Annotated in this window: 20 protein-coding genes; 6 read left to right on the top strand and 14 right to left on the bottom strand. The window is 73.1% G+C overall.

The genetic code is table 11. The features are described from left to right. The first annotated feature begins 23 nt into the window (after positions 1 to 23). The 3 genes from P2H44_RS15640 (at position 24) to P2H44_RS15630 (ending at position 2,881) form a co-directional block, all read left to right on the top strand. A complete protein-coding gene (locus P2H44_RS15640; protein ID WP_275764839.1) occupies positions 24 to 962 on the top strand; it encodes a cell division protein FtsQ/DivIB in 939 nt (312 codons plus the stop codon). Continuing rightward, positions 959 to 2,293, top strand: coding sequence for a cell division protein FtsA (ftsA, locus tag P2H44_RS15635; RefSeq protein ID WP_275764838.1), 1,335 nt, complete (start codon positions 959 to 961; stop codon positions 2,291 to 2,293). Before P2H44_RS15640 ends, ftsA begins: the two co-directional genes overlap by 4 nt. Positions 2,294 to 2,416: 123 nt before the next feature. Next, entirely contained in the window at positions 2,417 to 2,881 is a 465-nt protein-coding gene (locus P2H44_RS15630) for a hypothetical protein (protein WP_275764837.1), read from the top strand. 46 nt (positions 2,882 to 2,927) lie between these two features. On the opposite strand, the gene msrB is transcribed toward P2H44_RS15630, so the two are convergent. Further along, the gene (msrB, locus tag P2H44_RS15625; protein ID WP_275764836.1) at positions 2,928 to 3,323 is read right to left on the bottom strand and encodes a peptide-methionine (R)-S-oxide reductase MsrB; all 396 of its coding nucleotides are present in this window, start codon (positions 3,321 to 3,323) and stop codon (positions 2,928 to 2,930) included. 106 nt (positions 3,324 to 3,429) lie between these two features. Between msrB and P2H44_RS15620 the strand changes: the two genes are divergently transcribed. Then, positions 3,430 to 4,194 (top strand): GNAT family N-acetyltransferase, encoded by a 765-nt coding sequence (locus P2H44_RS15620; RefSeq protein WP_275764835.1) that lies wholly within the window; start codon positions 3,430 to 3,432, stop codon positions 4,192 to 4,194. 295 nt (positions 4,195 to 4,489) lie between these two features. Here the strand turns inward: P2H44_RS15620 and P2H44_RS15615 are convergent, their stop codons facing one another. After that, on the bottom strand, positions 4,490 to 6,124 hold the full coding sequence (locus P2H44_RS15615; RefSeq protein WP_275764834.1) for an alpha-D-glucose phosphate-specific phosphoglucomutase: 1,635 nt from the start codon (positions 6,122 to 6,124) through the stop codon (positions 4,490 to 4,492). Positions 6,125 to 6,661: 537 nt separating this feature from the next. Then, entirely contained in the window at positions 6,662 to 7,528 is an 867-nt protein-coding gene (locus P2H44_RS15610; protein WP_275764832.1) for an NYN domain-containing protein, read from the bottom strand. 293 nt (positions 7,529 to 7,821) lie between these two features. Between P2H44_RS15610 and P2H44_RS15605 the strand changes: the two genes are divergently transcribed. Then, a complete protein-coding gene (locus tag P2H44_RS15605) occupies positions 7,822 to 9,249 on the top strand; it encodes an alanine/glycine:cation symporter family protein (RefSeq protein ID WP_275764831.1) in 1,428 nt (475 codons plus the stop codon). Positions 9,250 to 9,442: 193 nt separating this feature from the next. On the opposite strand, the gene P2H44_RS15600 is transcribed toward P2H44_RS15605, so the two are convergent. Beyond that, entirely contained in the window at positions 9,443 to 10,573 is a 1,131-nt protein-coding gene (locus tag P2H44_RS15600; RefSeq protein ID WP_275764829.1) for an S-(hydroxymethyl)glutathione dehydrogenase/class III alcohol dehydrogenase, read from the bottom strand. 218 nt (positions 10,574 to 10,791) lie between these two features. On the opposite strand from P2H44_RS15600, the gene P2H44_RS15595 reads away from it, so the two are divergent. Continuing rightward, positions 10,792 to 12,732 carry a methyl-accepting chemotaxis protein gene (locus P2H44_RS15595; protein WP_275764827.1) on the top strand — a complete coding sequence of 647 codons (1,941 nt, stop codon included), beginning with the start codon at positions 10,792 to 10,794 and terminating at the stop codon, positions 12,730 to 12,732. Positions 12,733 to 13,143: 411 nt separating this feature from the next. Here P2H44_RS15595 and P2H44_RS15590 read toward each other — a convergent pair whose 3' ends face one another. The 10 genes from P2H44_RS15590 to P2H44_RS15545 form a co-directional block, all read right to left on the bottom strand. After that, positions 13,144 to 15,357 (bottom strand): adenylate/guanylate cyclase domain-containing protein, encoded by a 2,214-nt coding sequence (locus tag P2H44_RS15590; protein ID WP_275764825.1) that lies wholly within the window; start codon positions 15,355 to 15,357, stop codon positions 13,144 to 13,146. Further along, positions 15,354 to 15,995, bottom strand: coding sequence for a FecR family protein (locus tag P2H44_RS15585; protein WP_275764824.1), 642 nt, complete (start codon positions 15,993 to 15,995; stop codon positions 15,354 to 15,356). The genes P2H44_RS15590 and P2H44_RS15585 overlap by 4 nt, the downstream gene beginning before the upstream one ends. A gap of 115 nt (positions 15,996 to 16,110) precedes the next feature. Further along, complete coding sequence (locus P2H44_RS15580) at positions 16,111 to 17,079, bottom strand: branched-chain amino acid ABC transporter permease (RefSeq protein WP_275764823.1); 969 nt, start codon at positions 17,077 to 17,079, stop codon at positions 16,111 to 16,113. After that, entirely contained in the window at positions 17,076 to 17,957 is an 882-nt protein-coding gene (locus P2H44_RS15575) for a branched-chain amino acid ABC transporter permease (protein WP_275764822.1), read from the bottom strand. Before P2H44_RS15575 ends, P2H44_RS15580 begins: the two co-directional genes overlap by 4 nt. A gap of 16 nt (positions 17,958 to 17,973) precedes the next feature. Continuing rightward, positions 17,974 to 18,678 (bottom strand): ABC transporter ATP-binding protein, encoded by a 705-nt coding sequence (locus P2H44_RS15570; protein WP_275764820.1) that lies wholly within the window; start codon positions 18,676 to 18,678, stop codon positions 17,974 to 17,976. Next, positions 18,671 to 19,423 (bottom strand): ABC transporter ATP-binding protein, encoded by a 753-nt coding sequence (locus tag P2H44_RS15565; RefSeq protein WP_275764818.1) that lies wholly within the window; start codon positions 19,421 to 19,423, stop codon positions 18,671 to 18,673. The genes P2H44_RS15570 and P2H44_RS15565 overlap by 8 nt, the downstream gene beginning before the upstream one ends. Continuing rightward, a complete protein-coding gene (locus tag P2H44_RS15560) occupies positions 19,424 to 22,693 on the bottom strand; it encodes an acetyl-CoA carboxylase family protein (RefSeq protein ID WP_275764816.1) in 3,270 nt (1,089 codons plus the stop codon). A gap of 138 nt (positions 22,694 to 22,831) precedes the next feature. Continuing rightward, positions 22,832 to 24,034 carry an ABC transporter substrate-binding protein gene (locus tag P2H44_RS15555; RefSeq protein WP_275764814.1) on the bottom strand — a complete coding sequence of 401 codons (1,203 nt, stop codon included), beginning with the start codon at positions 24,032 to 24,034 and terminating at the stop codon, positions 22,832 to 22,834. Positions 24,035 to 24,098: 64 nt separating this feature from the next. Further along, positions 24,099 to 25,679 (bottom strand): fatty acyl-CoA synthetase, encoded by a 1,581-nt coding sequence (locus P2H44_RS15550; protein WP_275764812.1) that lies wholly within the window; start codon positions 25,677 to 25,679, stop codon positions 24,099 to 24,101. A 222-nt stretch (positions 25,680 to 25,901) separates the two neighbouring features. Continuing rightward, the gene (locus P2H44_RS15545) at positions 25,902 to 26,726 is read right to left on the bottom strand and encodes a TetR/AcrR family transcriptional regulator (protein ID WP_275764810.1); all 825 of its coding nucleotides are present in this window, start codon (positions 26,724 to 26,726) and stop codon (positions 25,902 to 25,904) included. Positions 26,727 to 26,838: the final 112 nt, after the last annotated feature.

Below are 26,838 nucleotides of genomic sequence, written 5' to 3'. Positions count from 1 at the left end.
ATCCTGCGCCCGGAGCCGCGGCGATGAGCGCGCTGGGCCGCGCCCTCGCCCGCCGCATGCGGCGCATCCGGCCCGAGCCGCCGGGCCCGTTCGAGACGCCGCGCCGCCGCCGCGATCCCTCGCCCTCGCGCTGGCGCTACCGGCTCGACCGGCTGGGGCGGCGCGGCTACGTGCGCTTCGCCGTCCGCCGGCTGACCGTGCCGGTCCTGATCGCGCTCGCCGCGCTCTGGGCCTGGCGCAGCCCCACGGTGCAGGACCTGGCGATGGACCTCGCCCTCAAGGCCCGCGCCGTGGTGGTGGAGCGGCCGGAGTTCGCGGTCCTGCGCCTCGACATACAGGGCGGCAGCCCGGACCTGCAGAGCCGCGTCGCCGCGCGCCTCGACCTGCCGCTGCCCGTCTCCTCGCTGGAGCTGGACCTCGCCGAGCTGAAGGCCGAGGTCGAGACCATCCCCGGCGTCGCCCGGGCCGAGCCCAAGGTGATGGCCGACGGCGCCCTGCGCATCGAGATCGCCCAGCGCGCCCCCGCCGCCCTGTGGCGCTGGGACGGCCAGCTGCACCTGCTCGACCGCGACGGCGTGGTGATCGGCCCCGTCGCCTCGCGCGCGGACCGGCCCAACCTGCCGCTGATCCTGGGCGAGGGCGCCGACCGCGCCATCGACGAGGGCCTGCGCCTGTGGGACCTCGCCCAGCCCGTCAACGACCGCCTGCGCGGCCTCGTGCGGGTGGGCGAGCGGCGCTGGTCCCTCGCGCTCAGCTCCGGGATGGTCGTGCACCTGCCCGAGAAGGAGCCCGAGGGCGCGCTGCGCCGGCTCCTGCGGCTCGACCGCGACGACCAGCTTCTCGACCGCGAGGTCTCCATCATCGACCTGCGCGACCCCGAGCGTCCCACCCTGCGCCTGACCCCGCGGGCGGTGGACGTGCTCGAGGGCGCGCGCGAACTCCTGGAAGGACAGAAGGCATGAGGCACGCGCTTTTCGCCTCGCAGAGCATGATGCGCGACCAGCTCCGCTCCGCGCTGAAGCGGGGGCTGCTGGCGGTGCTCGACATCGGCACCTCCAAGACCGCCTGCCTGATCCTGCGCATCGACCCCGCCAAGCTCGCCGCCGCCACCGCCGAGGAGGGGCGCCAGGGCGGCTATCTCGCCATGCGCGTGATCGGCGTGGGCGTCACCCAGTCGCGCGGCGTGCGCCTGGGCGAGATCGTGGACATGGAGGAATGCGAGCGCGCCATCCGCACCGCGCTGCAGGCCGCCGAGAAGATGGCCGGCGTGCGCGTCGACCAGGTGATCGGCGCCGTCTCCGGCGCCCGTCCCGTCTCGTGGGGCTTCACCGGCGACGCCGAGGTGATGTCCGGCGAGGTGACGGACCAGGACGTGGCCGCAGCCCTCGCCGCCTGCCCCGAGCCCCCCGCCGAGGAGGGGCGCGAGATCCTGCACGCCCTGCCGGTGAACTTCACCCTCGACCAGACCACGTTCCTCTCCGATCCCCGCGGGATGACCGGGCAGAACCTCTCGGTCGACATGCACATCCTCTCGGTCGCCTCCGCGCCGCTTCGCAACCTCGCGCGCTGCGTGCGCCGCTGCGACCTGGAGCTGGCGGGCGTGGTGACCGCGCCCTATTCGTCGGGCCTCTCGTCGCTGGTCGAGGACGAGCAGGAGCTGGGCGCGGCCTGCGTGGACATGGGGGGCGGCGCCACCGGCGTCTCGATCTTCCTGCGCAAGCAGCTGATCTGCCTCGACGTCGCCCGCGTCGGCGGCGCCCACGTGACCCGCGACATCTCCGAGGCCTTCGGCATCGACACCGCCACGGCCGAGCGGATCAAGACCCTGCACGGCGGCGTCATGGCGACCGGGCTCGACGACCGTGAACTCATCACCGTCCCCGTGCTCGGCGGCGCCGAGGGCGAGACCCGCACCATCACCCGCGCCGCCCTGATCGGGGTGATCCGGCCACGCGTGGAGGAGATCTTCGAGGAGGTGCGCCACCTGCTGGACCGCGCGGGCTTCGCGGGCCTGCCCTCCCGCCGGGTGGTGCTGACCGGCGGCGGCAGCCAGCTCCCGGGGCTCGAGGACGTCGCGCGCCGGGTGATCGGCCAGCGGGTGCGCATCGGCCGGCCGCTGCGGGTCGCGGGCCTGCCGCAGTCGGCCGCGGGCCCGGCCTTCTCGGCCGCCGTGGGCCTCGCCGCCTACGCCGTGCGCCCCCACGACGAGTTCTGGGACTTCGAGGAGCCCGCCGGCCTCGGCGGCGGCACCCGCCTGCGCCGCACGGTGCGCTGGTTCAAGGACAACTGGTGAGCCTCGGCCGCGCCGCCTGACCGGCGGCGCGCGCACGACCCCGCGCGAAGTCGAATGCTTGATTTCGCCTGAGAAGCGACGTCTCCTGTCCCGAACGGCTTCAGACAGGGACGGAAGACGCTCATGATCCGCATCGCAGCCGCCATCGCCCTCGCCATCGCGGCGGGATCGTTCGGCATCGCCCACGCCGGGGAGCAGGACGCCGTCGACGCCTGCATCGACGGCGTGCGCGCCCAGGCCGGGGGCGCCGGCGGCCAGGTGCTGGGGGCCGACAAGATGGGCGCCCAGTGGTACGTGCATCTCGAGGACGCCTCGGGCGGCGAGTGGGACTGCTACGCCGGCGACGACGGCAAGCTCGAGCAGCTGACCGCCGTGACCCCGGCCGCCGCCGGCGGCGGGGCCGAGATGAAGGTGCAGCGCCAGGCCTGCCGCCGCGCCCTGCGCAAGGAGGTCGGCCGCGGCGGCATCAAGGTCACCGGCGCCGAGTTCTCGGAGGCGAACTCCCTGATCACGATGACCGACGACGACGGCGGCGAGTGGCGCTGCCTGACCTCGAACGACGGCAAGTCGGTGGAGCTGACCCGCTAGGCGGATCGCAGACGGCCGCGCGCGACGAACGCCGCGCGCGCGGCCCTCACTCCTCCGGCTCGAAGGTCATCGAGACGCCGTTCATGCAGTAGCGCAGGCCCGTGGGCTGCGGGCCGTCGGGGAAGACGTGGCCGAGGTGGGCGTCGCACTTGGCGCAGGTCACCTCGGTGCGGCGCATGAAGTGGCTCAGGTCCTCGTGCAGCTCGACTGCCTCCTGCTCGATGGGGGCCCAGAAGCTCGGCCAGCCCGATCCGCTCTCGTATTTCGTCTCGGCGTCGAAGAGGGGCGCGCCGCAGCACACGCACAGGTAGGTTCCCGGCCCCTTGGGGAAGCCGGGGTGGGCGCCGGGCCGCTCGGTCCCCTTCTCGCGCGTGACCTTGTAGGTCAGGGGGTCGAGCTGCGCGCGCCACTCGGCGTCGGACTTGATCACCTTGTCGGTCATGGTGTTCCTTCCCTGCGACAGTTCGGCCGCATCCTGCGGGCCCGTCATGCGTTCGTCATCGCTCCCACCCTATCTAGTCCGCGGGTCCCTGGCTGTGGAGGGGTGGATGCGCATGTTCTCTCGGGGTCGTTACACGGTCCGGCTCTCGCGCGAGCCCGCCGACGTCGAGGCCGCGCAGCGGCTTCGCTTCCAGGCCTTCATCGCCGCCCGCCCCGGCGCGGCGCTGACCGGCGACCGGGCGCTTGGGCTCGACCGGGACGGCTACGACGACCAGTGCCTGCATGCGCTGGTCGAGACGGCCGAGGGCGAGCTGGTCTGCTGCTTCCGGATGATGCCGCTGGCGAGCGGGGCGGAGATCGGGCGCAGCTACTCGGCCCAGTACTACGAGCTCTCCTCCCTCAAGGCCTTCGGCGGTCCCATCGTCGAGATGGGGCGCTTCTGCATGGCGCCGGGCCTGCGCGACCCCGACGTGATCCGCGCCGCCTGGGCGGCGATGACCTCCTACGTCGAGGCGGAGGGGGTGGAGCTGCTGTTCGGCTGCTCCAGCTTCGAGGGGGTGGAGGCCGAGACCTACATGGACGCCTTCGCCTATCTCAAGGAGAAGCACCTGGCGCCGAAGCGCTGGCTGCCGCGGCCCAAGGCGCCCTCGATCTTCCGTTTCGCGGCGAAGCTCAGGCGGATGCGGCCGGACATGAAGCTGGCGATGCGCCGGATGCCGCCGCTGCTGCGCTCCTACCTGCTGCTGGGGGGATGGGTGTCGGATCACGCGGTGATCGACCGGGACCTCAATACCCTGCACGTCTTCACCGGCGTCGAGATCAAGCGGGTGCCCCCCGCCCGCCGCCGCCTGATGCGCCCCGCCGCGGGTTGAGCCGCAGGCGTCGCCGGCTGGCGCGTGGGGCGGCCCCGGCCGCGCCTGCGGGTTCCCCGCAGGGTCCGCGCAGGCGCGGACGCCTCCGCAAGGGCGGAGGCGCGCGGCCTTCGCGCCCCCCTCCCGCGGTCCGGCCCGGCGGCAGGCGTCGCCTGGCGCCGGTCGCGTCCGTCGCAAACATGCCCTGCCTATGCGCTTGCGGCGCAGCCCTCGCGGGCGCGCCCCGGGCTTCGACCCGGGGCCTCTCCCCGTCCAGGAGGCTTGCGCCGGCGCGGGAGGAGCGCTCCTGCGCGCGTCAGGTGGTGACGTCGGGCTTCTCGCGCCCGGTGCGGGCGCGGATGCCGGCCAGCGCCTCGGCGGCCTCGATCACCGGGGCGAGCGCCACCTGGGGATCGGCGCCCGCGGCCTCGGCCGGGTCGGCGAGCCGACGCTCCATGTAGACGCGCAGCGTCGCGCCCTCGGTGCCGGTGCCCGACAGGCGCAGCACCAGGCGGGCGTCCTCGGCGAAGCGGATGCGGATCCCCTGCCTGGTCGCCACGTCGCCCGAGATCGGGTCGGTGTAGGCGAAGTCGTCCGCCGCCTCGACCGTCAGCGCGCCGGCCTTGGTCCCCGCGAGCCCGTCGAGCTTCGCGCGCAGGTCGTCCATCAGCGCCCCCGCCACGCCCGCGTCGATCGCCTCGTAGTCGTGGCGGGTGTAGACGTCGCGGCCGAAGCGGGCCCAGTGATCCTCGAGGATCTCCTTCACCGAGATCTTCCGCACCGCCAGGATGTTGAGCCACAGGAGCACCGCCCACAGCCCGTCCTTCTCGCGCACATGGTCGGAGCCGGTGCCGAAGCTCTCCTCCCCGCAGATCGTGCAGCGGCCGGCGTCGAGGAGGGTGCCGAAGAACTTCCACCCCGTCGGCGTCTCGTGCAGCTCCACCCCCAGCGCCTGCGCCACCCGGTCGGCGGCGCGCGAGGTGGGCATCGAGCGCGCGATCCCCTTCAGCCCGCCCGCATAGCCCGGCGCCAGGTGCGCGTTCGCCGCGAGCACCGCCAGGTTGTCGGAGGGCGAGACGTAGACCTCCCGCCCCAGGATCATGTTGCGGTCGCCGTCCCCGTCCGAGGCCGCGCCGAAGTCCGGCGCCTCGGGCCCCGTCATCAGGTTCCACAGCTCATGCGCATGGGCGGGGTTCGGATCGGGATGGCCGCCGCCGAAGTCGGGCAGGGGCGTGGCGTTCATCACCGTGCCGGTGGGGGCGCCGAGCCGGGTCTCCAGCACCTCGACCGCGTAGGGGCCGGTGGCGGCGTGCATCGCGTCGAAGCGCAGGGTGAAGCCGTGGGCGATCATCTCGCGGATGGCGTCGAAGTCGAACAGGCGCTCCAGCAGGTCGGCGTGGATCTTCACCGGGTCGATCACCTCGACCGCCATGCCCCCCAGCTCGAAGCTCCCAACCGTCTCGAGGTCGGGGTCGGGGACGTCGAGGGTCAGGTAGCGCTCGATCGTCTCGGTCTTCGCGTGGATGGCGTTGGTGATGCTCTCGGGCGCGGGACCGCCGGCGGCGATGTTGTACTTCACCCCGAAGTCGCCGTCCTCGCCGCCCGGGTTGTGCGAGGCCGAGAGGATCAGACCCCCGTCCGCCTTCAGCTCGCGGATCACCGCGGAGGCGGCGGGGGTCGAGAGCAGGCCGCCGCGCCCCACCACCACCTTCGCCGCCCCGTTGGCCGCGGCCATCTTCAGGATCGTCGCCGAGGCCTGCCGGCCGAAATAACGCCCGTCGCCGCCGAGCACGAGGGTCCGCCCCTCGATCCCGCCCAGAGCGTCGAAGACGGACTGCACGAAGTTCTCGAGGTAGTGCGGGCCCATGAAGGTCCGGGTGCGGGCGCGCAGGCCCGAGGTGCCGGGCTTCTGTCCGGGAATCGGCGAGGTCTTCACGACGGTCGGGGTCATCGGGGTCTCCGGCAGGTCCAGCGGCGGTCTCCGGGCGCGGGGCCCGGCGGCGGGGGGAGTAAGGCGCGGCGCGCGGCGGGGGTCAACCGCCGGCGAGCGCGCGCTTGGGGGCGGGGGGGAGGGACGCTCCCGACTCACCAAAGAACAGGGCCCGCGCCTGTCCTTCGGATCCGTCTCTCGCTGTTGATGCCTGAGCGACTCGCCCGCCGGGGTCAAGGACAAGCCCCCTTCGGGGGTCGCTTCGCGATCCCTGACCCCGGCGGACGAGTCGCTCTTTACGGCATCAGCGAGAGACGGCTCCGAAGAACAGGCGCTTCGCGAGGACCCCGGGGCGTCGCGCCGGGGCGCTCGGGGCGGGCGGCGGGACAGGAGGCCGACGGGGCGGCCGGGGGGCGCCGCGGGCGGGGCGGCGGCCCTCCGCGCGACGCCGGACGCGGCGCCTTCGCGGCGGGCGGGCGGGGGGATCCGGGGCCCTTGGGCGCGCGTGCGGGAGCGCCGTCGAGGGAGCGCCGGGCGGGACGGGCGGGGGCGGCCTGCTCAGCCCTCCGCGGCCTCGTCCTTCTTCTTGCGGGTCTTGGTCTTGGTTCCGTTCGCCTTGAAGCGCACGCGCACGTGGTTCGCGTCGTCCTTCTTCATGTCGAACGGCCCCGCCCGCCGGATCAGGTCCGAGAGCTTCGAGGAGCCGTAGGTGCGGCTGTCGAAATCCGGCGCCAGCGCGCCGATCCGCTGGCCGATCACCCCCAGCGAGACCCAGCCGTCCTCGTCCGTCATCCCCTCCATCGCCTTGCGGATCAGGGGCACCGCGCGCGAGGGCGCCTCGGGGCGGCGGGGCTTGGCGGCCTCTTCCGCCGCGGTCCCTTCGCCTGCAACCTCGGCCGCGCCCTCGCCGCCGGCGCTCTGGGCGGGGGCGTCGCCGGGCTCCTCCGCGGCGTCCTCGGCCGCGTGGGCGGCGGCGGCCTCGGCCTCGGCCATCAGGTTCTCGATGTAGAAGAAGCGCAGGCAGGCCTGGCGGAACGCCTCGGGCGTCTTGCGCTGGCCGAAGCCGTAGGCGTGCATCCCCTGCTCGCGGATGCGGCTCGCGAGCCGCGTGAAGTCGCTGTCCGAGCTGACCAGGCAGAACCCGTCGAAGCGCCCAGAGTGCAGCAGGTCCATCGCGTCGATCACCAGCGCGATGTCGGAGCTGTTCTTGCCCTGGGTGTAGGCGAACTGCTGGTGGGGGATGATCGCGTAATTGGCCAGGATCTTCGCCCAGCCCTTCAGCCGGTCGTCGGAGAAGTCGCCGTAGATGCGCCGCACCGAGGCCTCGCCCAGCTTGGCGATCTCGAGGAACAGGCCCTCGGCCACCTTGGGCGAGGTGTTGTCGGCGTCGATCAGGACGGCGAGGCGGGGAAGAGGCTCGGACATCGGCGGCTCCGGATCGGTCGCGTCGCCCCCCGTGTCGCCGCCCCGGTCATCTACGTCAAGCGTCGCGTTCATCTGCGCGCGCGGTCCGGCGCGCGCCGCCGCCGTCCTGCGGGGCCGGGTTGGGGGGAGCCCGGCGCGTCGCGCCCTGCCGGCGGGCCCGCGATCCCGCTGCGTGGAAAACCTCCCCGCGAAACCGTCGGGCGCCCCAAACTGACGCTGGCTCAATCGGCCCGTCTGTGGCCGACTGGAGGAGAGGCCCCCCGCCGGGGGCGATGCGAGAGGGTATTTCCGCGATGGCGTTCCTCGAACAATTGTTCAACTACATCGGCGATTTCACCTGGGGATGGTCGCTGATCCCCTTCCTGGTCGTGCTGGGCGTGTTCTTCACGCTGGTCTCCGGCCTGGTCCAGTTCCGCTTCTTCGGGCGCATGTTCGGGGTGCTGAAGCCCTCGACCGACCCCGGCGCGCAGGGGCACATCTCCTCGCGCGAGGCGCTGCTGGTCTCGGTCGGCGGGCGCGTGGGCGGAGGCAACATCGCGGGCGTGGCGGTGGCGATCACGCTGGGCGGCCCGGGCGCGGTGTTCTGGATGTGGATGATCGCCCTGATCGGCATGGCGACGAGCCTGTTCGAGTGCTCGCTCGCCCAGCTCTACAAGCGCAACGAGCCGGGCGGCACCTATCGCGGCGGGCCCGCGCAATACATCATCCACGGCCTGGGGCATGAGTTCCGCTGGCTGGCGATCCTCTACGCCGTGTGCCTGATCGCGGCCTTCGCGCTGGGCTTCAACGCCTTCCAGGGCAACACCGTCGCGGGCGCCGCCGAGGACAGCCTGGGCGTGCCGCGGACCTATACCGGGATCGCGCTGGCGCTGCTGACGGGCCTGGTGGTCTACGGCGGCATCAAGCGCATCGCCGCGGCCGCCGACGTGATCATCCCGGTGATGGCCATCGGCTACCTGCTGATGGCGGTCGTGGTGATCCTGATCAACATCCCCAGCCTGCCCGGCGTGATGTGGCAGATCGTGGCCAACGCCTTCGGGATCGAGGAGGCCGTCTCGGGCGGCGTCGGCGCCGCGGTGGCGCAGGGCCTGCGCCGGGGCCTGTTCTCGAACGAGGCGGGCCTGGGCTCGGCCCCCAACGTGGCGGCCACCGCCTGGGTGCGCCACCCGGTCAGCCAGGGCATCGTGCAGAGCCTGTCGGTGTTCATCGACACCATCATCATCTGCTCGTGCACCGCCTTCGTGATCCTGCTGGGCGACGTCTACGTGCCGGGGGCCGAGGACGTGAACGGCGTGGCCCTGACCCAGCAGAGCCTGGCGAGCCACGTGGGCGAGTGGTCCCAGTACTACCTCACCACGGCGATCCTGCTCTTCGCCTTCTCGTCGATCATCTACAACTACTACCTCGGCGAGACGGCGCTGACGGTGTTCACCGACAACCCGATCGCGGGCCACGTCCTGAAGATCCTGATCATGGGCCTGGTGTTCCTGGGCGCATACGCGCCCGAGGCGACGTCGGTGTTCTTCTTCTCGGACCCGTTGATGGGCATCCTCGCGCTGGTGAACCTGGTGGCGCTGACCATGCTGTTCCCCATCGGCATGCGCCTGCTGCGCGACTACCGCGAGCAGCTCGCCGCCGGCGTCGAGCATCCGACCTTCCACATTTACAAGTACGACGATCTCGACATCGACAAGGAGGCCTGGGCCGACGCCTCGAAGTGAGGCCCGCGCGCCCCGCGCCGACACGGCCCGTCCCCGCAAGGGGGCGGGCCTTTCCCGTTCCGGCGCCCGACGCGCGCGTCCCCGGAACGCGAAAGGGCGGCCCGCAGGCCGCCCCCCGTAGGGCGCATTTCAATGCGCCGCGCCGGCTCCGCCGCGCTCGATGCGCCGCGCCTGACGCGCGATCCCGTCGGGATCAGTAGACCACCACCGAGCGGATGCTCTCGCCCGCGTGCATCAGGTCGAAGCCCTTGTTGATGTCCTCGAGCTTCAGGGTGTGGGTGATCATCGGGTCGATCTGGATCTTCCCGTCCATGTACCAGTCCACGATCTTGGGCACGTCCGTGCGCCCGCGCGCGCCGCCGAAGGCCGAGCCCTTCCAGACCCGTCCCGTCACCAGCTGGAACGGCCGGGTGGCGATCTCGGCCCCCGCCGGCGCCACGCCGATCACGACCGAGACGCCCCAGCCGCGGTGCGCGCACTCCAGCGCGTCGCGCATCACCTTCACGTTGCCGGTGCAGTCGAACGTGTAGTCCGCGCCGCCGATCTGGTCGAAGGGCGTCTTGGTCATGTTGACGATGTAGGGGACCAGGTCCTCGCCGATCTCGGTCGGGTTGATGAAATGGGTCATGCCGAAGCGCTCGCCCCATTCCTTCTTCTCGTTGTTGAGATCCACGCCGATGATCATGTCGGCGCCCGCCAGCTTCAGGCCCTGGATCACGTTCAGCCCGATGCCGCCCAGGCCGAAGACCACCGCCTTGGCGCCGATCTCGACCTTGGCGGTGTTGATCACCGCGCCGATGCCCGTGGTCACGCCGCAGCCGATGTAGCAGACCTTGTCGAAGGGCGCGTCCTCACGGATCTTCGCCACAGCGATCTCCGGCAGCACCGTGAAGTTCGAGAAGGTCGAGCAGCCCATGTAGTGCAGGATCGGGTCGCCATCGAGCGTGGTGAAGCGGCTGGTCCCGTCCGGCATCAGCCCCTGGCCCTGGGTCGCGCGGATCGAGGTGCACAGGTTGGTCTTGCCGCTGAGGCACGAGGCGCACTGACGGCACTCGGGCGTGTAGAGCGGGATCACGTGGTCGCCCGGCTTGACGGAGGTGACGCCCGCCCCGACCTCGCGCACCACGCCCGCGCCCTCGTGGCCCAGGATCGCGGGGAACAGCCCCTCGGGGTCGGCGCCCGAGAGGGTGAACTCGTCGGTGTGGCAGATGCCGGTGGCCATGATCTCGACCAGCACCTCGCCGGCGCGCGGGCCTTCGAGGTTGACCTCGGCGATCTCGAGCGGCTTGCCGGCCTGAACGGCGATGGCGGCGCGGGTTTTCATGGCGATCCTCCTGGGGCGCTTCGGTCCGGGGCGGAAAGTGGACCGGCGGGGGCTTCGCTGTCCAGCGCGAAGCGACGCCGCATGGGCCGCGCGCGACCTCCCCGGGCCCGGCGGACGGCCGCGCCCGCGGCGGGGCGGGGCGCGGGGCGTCGAAACCGTCCTTTAACCCGGCCCGGGGCAGAAGGGCGCGGACTCAACCGGCTGCTCCGAGGAATGACATGGGCAATCTTCGCTCGCGCGCGGCGCTCGCCGCCGCGGCCATCGTGCTTTTCGCCGTCTTCGCCATGTCCGCCTCCATCGCCGTGCAGACGATGGAGCGGCTGGCCCGGGAGGCGCAGGCGCACCAAAGCCTGTCCCTGCGCGCCGCCGCGGCCATCGTCGCGGCCGAGACGCCGGGGTTCGAGGCGCGCTTCGGCGCCGACGGCCAGGTGCAGTCCCTGAGCTGGGAGGGGGAGCCGGACCTCGCCTCCCACGCCGTCATCGACCGCGTCGCCGCCGTGACGGGGGAGACGGCGACCGTCTTCGCCCTCGACCCCGCGCAGGGGGAGTTCGTGCGCCGCTCGACCAACATCATCAAGCCCGACGGCCAGCGCGCCGTGGGCACGGTGCTGGGCAAGGCCGGCCCGGTGCATCCGGTGGTGGCCTCGGGGCGCCCCTACCGCGGCGAGGCGACGATCCTCGGCAAGGACTACTACACCGTCTACTTCCCCATCCGCGGCGCCTCCGGCGGGGTCGAGGGGATCCTCTACGTGGGCGTCGAGAAGGCGGGCGTCGCCGGCGCGATGATGGGCCAGATGGCGGGCGTGCTGGCGACCGCCGCGCTCACCCTCCTCGCCGCCGTGGCGCTGGCCTGGGGCCTCGCCGGCCGCGCCACCCGCCCCCTCGCCGAGCTGACCGAGGCGGTCGGCCGGCTCGAGGCCGGGGACCGCGCCACCGGCATTCCCGCCCAGGACCGCAGCGACGAGATCGGCCTGCTGGCGCGTCGGGTGGAATCCCTGCGCAGCGTGCTGGCGCGCGCCGAGCAGGAAAGCGCGCAGGAACGCGCGCGGACCGAGGCCGCCTGCGCCGCCGCCGCCCGCACCCTGACCGAGCTGCGCGACGGCGTGAACGCGGTGGTGGGGGCGGCGGTGGACGGCGACTTCTCCCGCCGCGTCGACGTCTCCTTCGAGGCGCCGGAGCTGCGCGAGCTCGCCTCCGGCGTAAACCGCCTGGGCGAGAGCCTCTCGGGGTTCCTCGGCGACCTGGAGCTGACGCTGACCGCGATGGCCAAGGGCGACCTCTCCCGCCCGATGGAGGGGCGCTACGGCGGACGCCTGGCGCGGCTCGCCGACGCCTCGCGCAGCTCCCTGGGGGAGCTCGCCGCCGCCATCGCCGCCATGCGCGACGGGGCCGAGGGCCAGCGCGCCGAGCTCGCCCGCGTCGCCGACGCCATGCGCGCCCTCTCCGACCGGGCCGAGAGCCAGGCCTCGACCATCGAGGAGACGGCCGCCACGATGACCGAGATGTCCGAGACGGTCGCCCAGTCCGCCCGCAACCTGACCGAGGCCGAGCGGATGACCGAGACCGCCCGCCAGCGGGCCCGCCAGGGCGCCGAATCCGCCGACAAGGCGACCGGCGCGATGGAGCGGATCGAGCGCAGCTCGGCCCAGGTCTCCGACATCATCAGCCTGATCGACTCGATCGCCTTCCAGACCAACCTGCTGGCCCTGAACGCCGCCGTCGAGGCCGCGCGGGCGGGGGAGGCCGGCAAGGGCTTCGCCGTCGTCGCCTCCGAGGTGCGGACGCTGGCGCAGCGCTCCTCCGAGGCCGCGCGCGACATCTCGGAGCTGATCAAGGGCAGCGCGGCGGAGGTGGCCGACGGCGTCAGCCTGGTGAACGCCACCGGCGCCTCGCTCGCCCAGATCGTCGAGTCGATCGACCAGCTCAACACCGCCATCGCCGACGCCGCGGCCGCGGGGCGCGAGCAGGGGCAGGGGGTACAGGAGCTGAACTCCGCCGTCCAGCACATGGACGCCACGGTGCAGGAGAACACCCGTCAGACCGCCGAGGCCGCCGCCGCCGCCGCTCATGTCGCCGAGGACGTCGCCGCCCAGGCCCGCCGCCTGGAAGCCTTCGTCACCGCCCGCGACCCCCGCCGCGCCGCCCCGCGCGCCGCCTGACCGTCCGCGGCCTAGCGAACCGTCCGATCCGGGGCAACCTCGCGAACCGTCGACTGTGAAAGACGCCAAGAACCGGCTGGCCGCGCGCGGCCCCTCGAACGGCCGGATCGTGGGGACGCCTCGGGATGCAGGAGCGGTGGCTCGGTGCGGTCGGCACGGCCGCGATCCCGCCTGCCGGGGCTGGGCGGCCTGCCGACCGGACAAGCCTTCCAGCCTGACGGAGCCTGCAGGACCACGGTCCAAGGCGCGACGGCGCTGGATCTGGAGCGAGGCGCGCCTTCGTCGGGTCGCCGGGAGCCGGGCCTCGGCCGTGGACTTCACCACGCAGCCCGTTGGTCGGCGGCGTCCCGCCGAGACACGTCGCAGCGCCCGGGTCGCGTCCCGCGTGTCGTCGTCGCCTGCGTCGCGGCGCTAGGCCTCGTCGCGGGCGTGCGCGTCTCCGGGCTTACGGCTCCAGACCTCGGCGGGGGCGTCGCGGCCGCGGATCTCGGCGTGCTCCAGGAAGCGCCAGCCCTGCGCCGCGGGCCCGTCGCCGGCGGCGTCGAGCGCCTCGCGGGTGGCGACCAGGCCGCGGCCGTGGCGTCGGGCGATGTCCTGCAGGCGGGAGGCGAGGTTCACCGTGTCGCCCGCCAGCGTCACCACCGCCTGCCGCGCGCCCCCCAGCGCCGCCGCCGCGGTCGGTCCGTGATGCAGCGAGACGCGCAGCCGCAGGGGCGCCGCCGCCTCGACCTCCTCGCGCTCCTTCGGGGCGCCGCTCGACGCCTCCGTCGTCGCGCGCGACGGGCCGGGCGTGGGCGCCGCGCCCGGCGTCTCCGCCATTCCACCGCCCAGGGGCGTCGCTTCTCCGAACGGCGGGCGCGCTCCGGGGGGCTTCTGCGCGGCGCCGGTCGGGGCGGACGGCGGGGCGCCGGGGGCGCCCGCGCGATCCGGCTCGTCCGCCCGGCTCGCCGCAGCCTCCGCCGTCCGCATCCGCTCCGCCAGCCGTGCGGGGGCCTGTTCGGCCAGAGAGACGGCGCAGGCCAGGGCGCGGGCGGCGTCGTCGGGGGCGGGATCGGGCAGGCCGAAGGCGATCATCGCCCCGTCCCCCTGCCAGTCCACCACCACGCCGCCCTGGGCCGCGGTCTCGGCCTCGAACACCGCGTGCAGGGCGGCGAGGAAGTCGGCGACCTCCAGCGGGCTCATCCGTTCGGAGCGGGTGGTGAAGCCCTCGACGTCGACGAAGATCACCGAGGCGTCCTGCGCCCGGCGCACGAAGCCCTCGGCGCCGCCGCGGGCCAGCAGGTCGGCGAGCGCCGGCGGCACGAAGCCCGCGAGGTTCGCCCGCTCCCGCCCCAGCGCCGCCGCCGCCCGCCCCGCCGCGATCCGGCGCCGCGCCGCCCCTGCCAGAAGGCCCGCCAGCGCGCCGAAGACCAGGCTCGCCCCATCGAGCCAGAGGCCCGAGGCGAAGGCCCATTGCGCCGCCCCAGCCCCCGCCGCCGCGACCACGAGCCCCAGCGCCGGCCCCGACCGGCCGAGCCGGGGCGCATGGGCCGCCCAGACCGCGAGGCACAGGAGCAGCGCCAGGGCGACGGCGGCGGCCTCGACGGCCGCGTCGCGGCGGATCGTGCGCCCCTCGGCGAGGCCCGCGGCGAGGCCCGCCAGCACCGCGACGCCTGGCATCTCCGCCGCATAGGGGGTGACGAAGACGTCGCGCAGGCTCTCGGCCGTGGCGCCCACGAAGACCATCCGCCCCTGCAGCGCGCCGGGCGGAACCTCGCCGGCCAGCAGCGCGCCCAGCGGCCATTGCGGGATCGCGCCGGGGCCGCCGGGATGGTCGATGATCACCCGGTCGCCGGGCAGCAGCGCGATGCGGCGGTCGCCGAAGCGCACCTCCCGGTCGCGGTCGAGCTGCAGGGCGCCCCCCTCCGCCACCGCGGCCGAGGCGAGCGCGATCGAGGGCAGCAGCCGCCCGCCCGCCACCTCCAGCGCCATCGGCGCCTCCCGCGGGACCCGGTCGGCCCCCTGCAGCAGGTTCACGTGGCCCAGCCGCGCCGCCTGCGCCAGCCCGTCGACGGGCGCCAGCAGCGGCGCCGGCGCCGCCGCCGCGCGACGCGAGACCACCACCGGGATCGCGCTGCGGTCGATGGCGGCGGCGAGGTCGTGGGAAGGGGCCTCCGCCCCGCCCGGCGCGTTCAGCCCCGCCGCGGCCAGGAACACCGCCTCCCGCCCCGCAAGCGCCGCCGCCAGCGCGGGATCGGAGGGCGACCCCTCCACCAGCAGCAGGTCGAGCGCCACCGAGGCCGGCCCCTGCGCGAGGATCAGCGGCAGGGCGCGGGCGAGGGCGGAGCGCAGCTCGGCCGGCCGCCCGGCCTCGGCCAGCGCCGCCTCGTCGATGGCGATCACCGCCGCGCGCTCGCCCGCCGGCCAGGGGCCGCGGACCTGGAAGCGCAGGTCCGCCGTCCAGCGGTCGAGCGCGTCGGTCCAGGGATCCCCCGCCACGGCCCGCCACAGCGCGAACAGCAGGGTGACGAGCAGCGCCGCGGCGAGCGGCGGGACGCCCGCCGCCGGGCGCGGCTTTGGACCGGCGCCCGATCCCGGGCGCGGCTTTGGACTGGCGCCCGCCGCCGGGCGCGGGGCGCGGCTCATCGCCAGCCGGGGCCCAGCCGCTCGCCCAGCGCGGCGACGCGCGCGGCGCCCCAGCGCGCCGGGGGGCCCAGGGCGCCGTCGGGGGCGACGTCCACGCCCTCGCCCGCCTGCAGCAGCACGCCCGCGCCCGCCGCCGCCGGGCGCACCGCCACCGCGCCCGCGCGCACGAAGACGGCCGAGCCCTCCTCCGGCGAATGCGTCACCGCCCATTCGGTCGAGCGCACCGCGGCGATGGCGAGGGGGGTGCGCACCTCGAACCGCGGCCACGTTCCTGTCGCGACCGCGCCCAGCGCGCCGCGCAGCAGGCGCATCACCACCCCCTCGCGCGAGGGTTCGACCAGCGTGCCGAGGTCCACCTCCGAGGCGACGCCCACCGTCACCGCGACGCCGTCGTCGCACAGGACCAGGAGGCGCGCGTCGGGGCCGGTGCGCAGGATCGCGGCGGCCCGGGGCAGGGGCAGGGGCAGCGCGTCGGGGCTCAGGGCGCGCCAGCCGCGCTCGGTCCACAGCTCGGCCGAGGCGCCTTCCAGCGTCTCCAGCCGGCAGTCGCGGGCGGCGGCGGCCTGCGCGCCCAAGGCCAGGGCCGCGAGGCAGACGGCCGTCGTCGCGGCGCGACGTCGGAAACTCGCAGGCGACATGGCTTCCCCTCCATTGACGAAAGCGGAAGCCTAGCCGGCTCCGCCCCCGCCCGCCAGAGGAAGGCGCCGTCGCGGCGCCTGGGGCGCGCGGTGGCCCCGCGCGCCCCGGCGGCCCTCAGCCCTCGCGCCGGGCTCGCCGGCGCTCGGCCGCGGCCTTGATCTCGCCGACGATGCCGCGCCGGAAGACCGAGACGACCAGCACGAAGATGCAGCCCTGGATCACAAGCACCCACTCCCCGAAGGAGGCGAGGTAGTTCTGCATCATCACGATGATCGCCGCGCCGACCGCCGGGCCGAGGATCGTGCCCATGCCGCCGACGATGGTCATCAGCACCACCTCGCCCGACATGGTCCAGTAGACGTCGGTCAGCGAGGCGAGCTGGAACACCAGCACCTTGGTCGAGCCCGCCAGTCCCGCCAGCGTCGCCGACAGCACGAAGGCGACCAGCTTGTAGCGGTTGACCGAGTAGCCCAGCGAGATCGCCCGCGGCTCGTTCTCGCGGATCGCGCGCAGGACCTGCCCGAAGGGGGAATGCACGATGCGGTGGATCAGCGCCACGCCGCCCACGAAGATCACCGCCACGACGTAGTAGAGCGAGACGTCGTCGTTCAGGTCGATCAGCCCCAGGAAATGCCCGCGCGGCACGCCCTGGATGCCGTCCTCGCCGTTGGTGAAGGGCGCCTGGAGGCAGAAGAAGTAGAACATCTGCGCCAGCGCCAGGGTGACCATGGCGAAGTAGATGCCCTGCCGGCGGATCGCGAGCGCGCCCGCGACCAGCCCCAGCAGGGCTGCGAAGGCGGTGCCGGCGAGGATGCCGACCTCGGGCGGCAGCCCCATCTCCTTCACCCCGTAGGCGCAGATGTAGGAGGCGCCGCCGAAGAACATCGCGTGCCCGAAGCTCAGCAGGCCCGCATAGCCCGGCAGCAGGTTGAAGGCGCAGGCGAACAGCGCGAAGCACATCACCTTCATCAGCAGCACCGGGTAGAACCCGAAGGGCGCGGCCACCACCGCCACGGCGACGACGGCCGCGATGGCGAGCTTGGCGGGGGCGGAGAGGGCGGGGGTCATGGCTGCGGCGGTCATTTCGCGGTCCCGAACAGGCCGGCGGGGCGCACCATCAGCACCAGCGCCATGATGACGAAGATCACGGTGTTCGAGGCCTCGGGGTAGAACACCTTGGTCAGCCCCTCGACGACGCCCAGCCCGAAGCCGGTGACGATCGCCCCCATGATCGAGCCCATGCCCCCGATCACCACCACCGCGAACACCACGATGATGAGGTTCGAGCCCATGTTGGGGCTGACCTGGTAGGCGGGCGCGGCGAGCACGCCGGCCAGCGCCGCCAGCCCCACGCCGAAGGCGTAGGTCAGGGTGATCATGCGCGGCACGTCGATCCCGAAGCTCTGCACGATCTCCGGCCGCTCGGTCGCCGCGCGCAGGTAGGCGCCCAGCTTGGTGCGCTCGATCACGAACCAGGTGGCGAGGCACACCACCAGCGAGGCCGCGATGATCCAGCCGCGATACCAGGGCAGGTACATGAAGCCGAGGTTCACGCCCCCCGGCAGCGGGTTGCCGTAGGGCAGGCCCGCCGCCCCGAACTGCGAGCGCATGACGCCCTCGAAGATCAGCGCCAGGCCGAAGGTCAGCAGCAGGCCGTAGAGGTGGTCGAGGTCGTGCAGCCGGCGCAGCAGCGTGCGCTCGATCACCAGGCCGGTGGCGGCCACCACGATGGGCGCCAGCACCAGCGCCCCCCAGTAGGGAATGCCCAGCCAGTTCAGCAGCATCCAGGCCACGAAGGCGCCCAGCATGTACTGCGCCCCGTGGGCGAAGTTGATGACGTTCAAGAGGCCGAAGATCACCGCGAGGCCCAGGCTGAGCATCGCGTAGAACGACCCGTTGATCAGCCCCAGCATCAGCTGGCCGAACAGGGCCTGCGGCGGGATTCCGATCAGCTCCATCATGGCGCGCTTCTCCCCCTCAGACGCCCAGGAACGCCTCGAGGCGCTCCGCGTTGGCGGCGATCTCGTCGCTGGTCATGGAGTCGACCACGTGCCCGTGCTCGACGACGTAATGGCGGTCGGCGACGGTGGAGGCGAAGCGGAAGTTCTGCTCCACCAGCAGCACCGTCAGCCCGCGGCGCTTGAGCTCCAGCAGCGCGTCGCGGATCTGCTGGACGATGACGGGGGCGAGGCCCTCGGTCGGCTCGTCCAGCAGCACCAGCTGCGCGCCGGTGCGCAGGATGCGCGCGATGGCCAGCATCTGCTGCTCCCCGCCCGAGAGCTTGGCGCCGGAGTTGCCCCACCGCTCCTTCAGCCGCGGGAACAGCCGGTCGATCTCCTCGTCGCTCATCCCGCCCTCGCGCAGGACGGGGGGCAGGTGGAGGTTCTCCTTCACCGTCAGGGCCGAGAAGATGCCCCGCTCCTCCGGGCACAGCGCCACGCCCAGCCGGGCGATCCTGTGCGGCGCGAGGCCGATGGTCTCGGTCCCGTCGAAGACGATCGAGCCCTTGCGCTGCCGCAGCAGCCCCATGATCGCCTTCAGCGTGGTGGTCTTGCCCGCGCCGTTGCGGCCCAGCAGGGTCACCAGCTCGCCCTTGCGGACCTCGAACTCCATGCCGTGCAGGATGTGGCTTTCGCCGTACCAGCCGTGCAGGCCGCTCACTTTCAGAAGCGTCTCAGGCATGGGCGTCGCTCCCCATGTAGGCCTCGATCACGGCGGGGTTCTTCGAGACGTCGGCATAGGGCCCTTCGGCCAGCACCTCGCCGCGGGCGAGCACCGTGATGCGGTCCGACAGGTCCGCGACGACCGAGAGGTTGTGCTCCACCATCAGCACCGTGCGGCTCTGCGCGGCGCGCCGGATCAGCTCGGCGGTCATCGCGATGTCCTCGCGCCCCATGCCCGACGTCGGCTCGTCCAGCAGCAGCAGCCGGGGGTCGAGCGCCAGCGTCGTCGCCAGCTCCAGCGCCCGCTTGCGCCCGTAGGAGAGCTCCGCCGCCTGCCGGCGCGCGTCCCCCTCCAGTCCCACGTCGCGCAGCAGCGCCATGGCCTGGTCGTCGAGGACCGAGAGCGCCGTCTCCGGCTTCCAGAAGCTGAAGCTGTCGCCCCGCGGGCGCTGGAGCGCGATGCGCACGTTCTCCAGCACGCTCATGTGGGCGAAGGTGGCCGAGATCTGGAAGCTGCGCACCATCCCCATCCGCGCCACTTCCGCCGGCGCGGCGCGGGTGATGTCGTGCCCGTCGTAGACGATGGTCCCCTCGGTCGGGTCGAGGAACTTGGTGATCAGGTTGAAGCAGGTGGTCTTGCCCGCCCCGTTGGGCCCGATCAGCGCGTGGATCGTGTTGCGCTCCACCGCCAGGTCCACGTCGTTCACGGCCTTGAAGCCCTTGAACGACTTGGTCAGCCCCTTGATGTCGAGGATCGCGTCCATTCAGCCGGCCCTCCCCGGGCGCCAGTGGAAGTCGCGCGCCTCGACCGCCGCGGCGCGCAGTCCGTTCGTCACCCAGGCGCGGGTCTCGGCGGGGTCGATCACCGCGTCGATCTCGAGGAACCCCGCCATGGTGGTGGCCTTGCCGACCTCGTAGAGGTGGGCGAGCTTCTCCTGGTAGAAGGCCTCGCGCGCCTCGGGGTCCTCGATCGCCTCCATCTCGCGACGGTAGCCGAGCCGCACGGCCCCCTCCAGACCCATGCCCCCGAACTCCCCCGTCGGCCAGGCGACGGTGAAGACGGGCGCGTGGAAGCCGCCGGCGGCCATCGACTGCGCGCCCAGCCCGTAGCCCTTGCGCAGCACCACCGTGAACAGCGGCACCGTCAGCTTCGAGGCGATGGTGAACAGCGCCGCCGAGGCGCGCATCTGCCCCGCCGCCTCCGCCTCCGGCCCCACCATGAAGCCCGGCGTGTCGCAGAGCGACAGGACCGGCAGGCCCCAGCGGTCGCAGAGCTTGAGGAACTCGCCCGACTTGCGAGCGCCCTCGGCGTCGACCGCCCCGCCCAGGTGGCGGGTGTCGTTGGCCACGAGGCCCATCGCCCGGCCCTCGATGCGGATCAGGGCGGTGACCATGCCCGGCGCGTGGTCCGGCTTCATCTCGATCACGCTGTCCTTGTCGGCCAGCGTCTCGATCACCTCGCGCACGTCGTAGGCGCGGCGGCGGTTCTCGGGGATCTTCCAGCGCAGCAGGCGCTGGTCGGCGGCCTCCCAGTGCGCCGCGGGGCCCTGGACGTAGGAGAGCAGGCGCCGCGTCATCTCCGTCGCCGCCTCCTCGTCCTCGACCACCAGGTCGACGGCGCCGATGGGGGCGAGGGTGGAGACGGGGCCGATCTCGTTGGGCGCATAGACGCCCAGGCCCCCGCCCTCGACCATCGCCGGGCCGCCCATGCCGATGCAGGCGTTCTTCGTGGCCACGATCACGTCGCAGCAGCCCACCAGCGCCGCGTTGCCGGCGAAGCAGAAGCCCGAGACCACGGCGATCATCGGCACCTCGCCCGAGAGGTCCGCGAAGCGGCGGAAGCTGGGCGTGTCGAGGCCGTGGACCATCAGCCCGTCGGTCTCCCCCGGCCGCCCGCCGCCGCCCTCGCCGTAAAGCACCAGCGGCAGCTTCAGGCGGTGGGCGAGCTCCAGCAGCCGGTCCTTCTTCTTGTGGTTCATCCACCCTTGGGTGCCGGCGAACACGGTGAAGTCGTAGGCCATCGCCATGATCTGCGTGCGCTCGGGCCCGTAGAGGTCGGCGTTGACCGTGCCGATGCCCGCCACCAGCCCGTCGGCGGGGGCCATGTCGATCAGCTCCTCCATCGAGCGCCGCTGGCGCTGGGCGGCGAGCGCCAGCGCCCCGTACTCGGTGAAGCTTCCCGGATCGCAGAGCTGGTCGAGGTTCTCCCGCGCCGTGCGCTGGTTGCGCGAGCGTCGGCGCTCGACCGCCTTGGGCCGGTTCTCGTCCAGTCCGCGGGCGTGGCGCTCGATCACGGCGGCGAGGTCGGGGCGGATGGCGTCGAGGTCGATCTCCTCGGCCTCCACCACCGCGGCGCCGGCGGCGTCGGAGGGCTCGATCCACAGGATCGGATCGCCCTCGACCAGCGCCTCGCCGGGTTTGGCGGCGAGCGCGCGCACGATGCCGGCGGCGTCGGCCGTCACCACGTGCTCCATCTTCATGGCCTCGAGGATCGCCACCGCCTGACCCTCGGCCACCGCGGCGCCCTCGGCGATCTCGAGCGAGGCGAGCACGCCGGTCAGGGGCGCGGGCAGGGGAGCGGTTCCCTCCGGCCCCTCGGCCGCGGGCCCTTTCGCCGCCTCGGCGGCGAGGCCGGCGGGCAGGGCGGCGGGCGCCTCGGCCATCCCGGCGATGACGGCGCCCGCGATCTCCTTCACCCAAGACGTATGGACCTCGTTGCGCGCCACCTCCGGCCGGGCCAGCAGGCCGGCGAGGAAGGGCGCGTTGGTCTGCACGCCGGCGATGCGGAACTCTCCCAGCGCCCGGGCGGCGCGGGCGATCGCGGCGGGGAAGCCGGGCACGGCCGAGCGCACGATCAGCTTCGCCAGCAGGCTGTCGAAGCGCGGGTTGATCTTCATCCCCGCGAAGCCCTGGCCGTCGACGCGCACGCCGGGGCCGGTGGGGGGCTCGTAGAGCGCCAGCGTCCCGCCCTGCGGCCGGCTCTCGCCCGTCGGCGTCATCGTCTCGGCGTTCACCCGCAGCTGCACGGCGTAGCCGGGGCGCAGCGCCGGCGGCTCGCTCAGGCCCAGCGAGGCGAGGCTCTCGCCCCCCAGCAGCAGGATCTGCGTGGCGACGAGGTCGAGGCCGGTCACCTCCTCGGTCACCGTATGCTCGACCTGGAGGCGGGGGTTCGCCTCCATGAAATGGAACTTCTTGGGATCATCGAGGTCCACCAGGAACTCGAACGTCCCGAGCCCTCGGTAGCCCACCGCGCCGGCGATCCGCAGGGCGGCGGACAGGATCGCCTCGCGCAGGGCGGGGGCGAGGTCGGGGGCGGGGGCGATCTCGACCAGCTTCTGGCCCTGGCGCTGGAGGGTGCAGTCGCGCTCCCACGCGTGCACCACCGCCTCGCCGTCGCCGATGACCTGCACCTCGATATGGCGGGCGCGCTTCACCAGCTTCTCGGCGTAGAGCGCGCCGTCCCCGAAGGCGCCCGCGGCCTCGGAGGCGCAGCGGGCGTAGGCCTCGGCCACCTGCGCCGGCGTCTCGACCGCGCGCATCCCGCGCCCGCCGCCGCCGACCACCGCCTTGATCATCGTGGGCCCGTTCGCCTCGACGAAGGCGCGCACCGCGTCCTCGGAGGCGCCGCCCGCCAGCCCCGGCAGCAGCGGCACGTCGAGCTCGGCCGCCAGCGCCCGGGCGGCCGACTTGTCGCCCAGCCGCGAGAGCACCTCGGGCGAGGGGCCGATGAAGACCAGGCCCGCCTCGGCGCAGCGCGCGGCGAAGGCGGCGTTCTCGGACAGGAACCCATAACCCGGATGCACCGCGTCGCAGCCCGCCGCCTGGGCCGCCGCGATCACCGCCTCGATGTCGAGATAGGCGGCCGGCCCCGTGCCGGGCAGGGCGCGCACCGCGTCGCCGGCGCGCGCGTGAAGCGCCTCGGCGTCGTCGGCAGAGGCCAGCGCCACAGCCTTCAGGCCCAGGTCGGCGGCCGCCCGCGCGATGCGGATGGCGATCTCTCCACGGTTGGCGATCAGGATCGAGCGGATGGGCATGGCGTCTCGCATGGGCGCGTCGGCCCGGCGGCGCGCAGGGCCGTCGGACGGAGGCTGGGAACGGGGGGCGAAGGGAAAGGGGGGCGCGCGCAGGCGCGCCCCCGCAGGGTCCGTCGGACCCGGAACGTCAGGCGCGGATCACTGCACCAGCGGGCAGCCGCCCTCGGCCAGCGTCTGGAACGCCTCGCCCTCGGGCAGGGTGCCGATCCTGGTCAGCATGTCCCAGTCGCCCGAGGAGTCGCCCGGCGCCTTCACCTGGTAGAGCGAGAAGTCCCGCATCACCCGGCCGTCCTCGCGGATCTTGGCGCCCTTGGTGTAGAAGTCCTCGACCGGCATTTCCTTCATCTTGGCGGCCACCGCCTCGCCGTCGGTCGTGCCCGCGGCCTCGACCGCCTTCAGGTAATGCAGGACCGAGCCGTAGACGCCCGCCTGCATGCCGTTGGGCATCTCGCCGGTCTTGGCCTCGTAGCGCTTGGCCATGGCGCGGGTCTCGTCGTCCTGGTCCCAGTAGAAGGTCTCGGCCAGGTACAGGCCCTTCGCCGCGTTCAGGCCCAGGGCCTTGATGTCGTTGACGAAGATGATGAAGCCCGCCATCGCCTGGCCCTGCTCGGTCACGCCGAACTCGGAGGCCTGCTTGATGAAGTTCACCAGGTCGCCGCCGGCGATGGCGAGACCGATGGTCTTCGCGCCCGAGGACTGCGCCTGCAGGATGAAGGACGAGTAGTCCGCCGTCGACAGGGGCGCGTTCACCTGGCCCAGCACCTTGCCGCCGGCTTCCTCGGTGAACTTGCGCGCGTCGTCGGCCAGCGCCTGGCCGAAGGTGTAGTCGGCCGCGACGATGTACATGCTGTCGGCGCCCGCCTCGACCACCGACTTCGCGATCGTCTTCGACAGCGCGTAGGTGTTGTAGACCCAGTGGAACCCGGTCTTCGAGCAGTTGGCCCCGGTCAGCGCGTTGGTGCCCGCCGAGGTGGAGATGTCGACCTTGCCCTTCTCGGAGGCGATGCCGCGCACGGCCAGCGCCACCGAGGAGTTGCCCAGGCCCGTGATCATCTCGACCCCGTCCACGTCGAACCACTTGCGCGCGATCGAGGCGCCGACGTCGGCCTTGTTCTGGTGGTCGGCGGTGACCAGCTCGATCGGCCGGCCCAGCACGGTGCCGCCGAAGTCCTCGATGGCGAGCTCGGCGCCCGCGACCGAGCCCGCGCCGGTGATGTCGGCGTAGACGCCCGACATGTCCTCCAGCACGCCGATGCGGATCGGCTCCTGCGCGAAGGCGGGCGACCAGGCGCCCAGCGATAGCGCGGCCGCGGCCGCGCCCAGGATCATGCGACGATTCATGTTCGGATTTCCTCCCGGTGTTTCGGATCGATGTTTCGGACCGGCCCTCTTGCGGGGCCTTCGGTCAGCCCGCCGGCGCGACGGCGCCGGAGTGGACGGCGGTCTCTTCCCCGCCATGGACCCGGCGCAGCTCCCGCTTGAGGATCTTGCCCGAGGCGTTCCTCGGCAGGTCCTCGACGAAGATGATGCGCTTGGGGATCTTGTAGTGGGCGAGGCTCTTCTTCGCGTGCGCCAGCAGCTCGGCCTCGGTGGGGGCGTGGCCCTCCTTCAGCACGACGCAGGCGGCGATCGCCTCCAGCCACTTCTCGTCCGGCAGGCCGACCACGGCGACCTCGAAGACCGCTTCGTGGGTGAACAGCACGTCCTCCACCTCGCGGCTCGCGACCAGCACGCCGCCGGTGTTGATGACGTCCTTCACCCGGTCGACGACGTAGAGGAACCCCTCCTCGTCGAAGCGGCCCATGTCGCCGGTGTGGAACCAGCCGTTCTTGAAGGCCTCGTCCGTGGCGTCCTCGCGGCCCCAGTACTCGGTGATGACGTGGGGCGTGCGGTGCACGATCTCGCCGGTCTCGCCGACGGGGACGTCGTTGTCGTCCTCGTCCACCACCCGGGTCTCGACGTTCAGCACCGGGCGGCCGCACGAGGTCAGGCGGCCGTCATGCTCCTCGGGCTTCAGCACGGTCGCCAGCGGCCCCGTCTCCGACTGGCCGTAGCAGTTGAAGACGCGCGCGCCGTTCAGGCGGCGGCGCAGCTCCACCAGGATCGGCTCGGGCATGATCGAGGCGCCGTAGTAGACCTTGTTCAGGCTCGACAGGTCATGCGCATCGAAGCCGGGGTGGCGCAGCAGCCCCACCCACACCGTCGGCGGCGCGAAGAACGAGGTGATCCGGTTCTCCTCGATGCAGCGGAACACGTCCTCGGGCTTGGGCTGCTCGAGCAGCGCGCAGGTGGCGCCGACCATGATCTGCGGGTTCGAGAAGGTGTGGATCTGGCCCGAGTGGTAGAGGGGCAGGGACCACAGGCAGCGGTCGCTCTCGACATACTCCAGCGCGTGGATGCAGGAGTAGAACTCCGCCATCAGCGCGCGGTGCTTCATCAGCCCGCCCTTGGGCTTTCCGGTGGTGCCCGAGGTGTAGAGGATCTGGACGTAGTCCTCGTCGGTCACGTCCCACTCGCGCTCGGGCTCGAAGGCGCCGGTGGCGGCGGCCATGATGTCGATCTCGTCGCCGCCGTCGAAGGCCGACAGGAAGTCGAGCCCCGCGACCGGCCCCATGTCGTCGATCGAGCCCTTCAGCGCCCGGTCGTAGATCAGCGCGCGGGAGCCCGACTGCTCGACGATGTACTTCAGCTCCGGCCCGGTCAGGCCGTAGTTCGCGGGCACGTGGATCAGGCCGGACTGCGCGCAGGCGAGCCACAGCAGGTAATAGGCGTCGGAGTTGCGCGCGAAGGCGGCGACGCGGTCGCCCTTCTTCAGGCCGGCGTCGCGCAGATGGGTCGCGATGCGGAAGGCCGCGGTCTCCATCTCCTCGTAGGTCCAGGTGCGGTCGCGCCAGATCAGGGCGTCGCGCTTGGGGTTGCGCGCCACGGCGCGGCGCAGGCCGTCGCCGATGCCGTTGCGGCCGGCGCGAGCGCGGAGATCGGTCATTCAAATACTCCCATCGGTCCGCCCTCGCGGGACGGTTCGGGCGCGAGCATGACGGAAGGCGCCGTGCGCGTCACTACCCGCCGGCCGGCAAGATATCGGGAAAGGGCGCCGCATGGCGCGGCGGGGTCGACGGTCACGTCGAGGCTTCCTCCCTGGGGCGCGGGGCCGTGGCGCGATGCGCCCGTCCGCCGTCGTTCTGTCCCGCGGTCTTCGTAACCGCGATTAGGTTTTGCTAGCGGCGAGCATATTTCCGTGGCGCGAGTCGTCAAGCGTCTCGTTTCGCGACGGCCCGGGACCCTGGGGCCCCATCGGGCCGGCGGGGTCGTCCTCGCGCGCCGCGGCGACCTCCCACGGCACGCCCAGCGCGGCGAGCACCATCGTCTCCAACCGGTCGGCGACCTGCTCGGGGCTCTCGGGCCCGTCGGGGCTGAACCAGTTGAACGGCCAGGTGACCATGCCGGTGACCGTCTGGTTGGCGATCGAGGCGTTCTCGTAGCGGAACGCCCCCGCCGCGCGCCCCTCTTCCATCAGCTGGTGCAGGGCGCGGGCGAAGCGCTGGCGGTCGGCGCGCAGACGCTCGAAGATCTCGGGGGGCAGGTGCTTGCCCTCGACGAAGAGGATCGACAGGAACTCCCGCTCCTCGATCACCCTCTGGGACATGGCGCGCACGAAGCGGCGGAAGCGGACCAGCGGGTCGGGGCCGGCCTCGGGCGACAGCGCCGCCTCGGCGAGGTCGGCCGACATCACCGAGGTCTGCGCGCAGATCGCCGTCAGCAGGTCCAGCTTCGAAGGGAAGTGGTAGTAGATGAAGGGCGGCGTCACCCCCAGCGCCGCGGCGATGTCGGCGATCCGGGTGCGGGTGTAGCCGTCGCGGAAGAACAGCGAGGCCGCGGTCTTCAGCACCAGGTCCTTCTTGAACGCATAGGCGGCCGAGCGGGCGGGCGTGCGCTCCGCGGCCGAGGGCGCGGCGGCCTCCGGGGCCTCGGCGCCGCCGGCGCTGGGGGAGGGGGCGTCGGCGGCGGTCGTCTTGTCGGGATCGTCGGTCATGGGCTCCGCAGGGCGAGGCGCCCCTCGTACGCGGGCGCGCAGGCGCATGATCCCCGATCCCCCCGGGCGGCGCCAAGAGGGCGCGCGAAGGCCGGCGCGTCCCGGGGCTGCG

The sequence above is a fragment of the Albimonas marina genome, assembly GCF_029223255.1.
Taxonomy (GTDB): Bacteria; Pseudomonadota; Alphaproteobacteria; order Rhodobacterales; family Rhodobacteraceae; genus Albimonas.
This window is presented reverse-complemented; position numbering and strand designations above follow the sequence as displayed.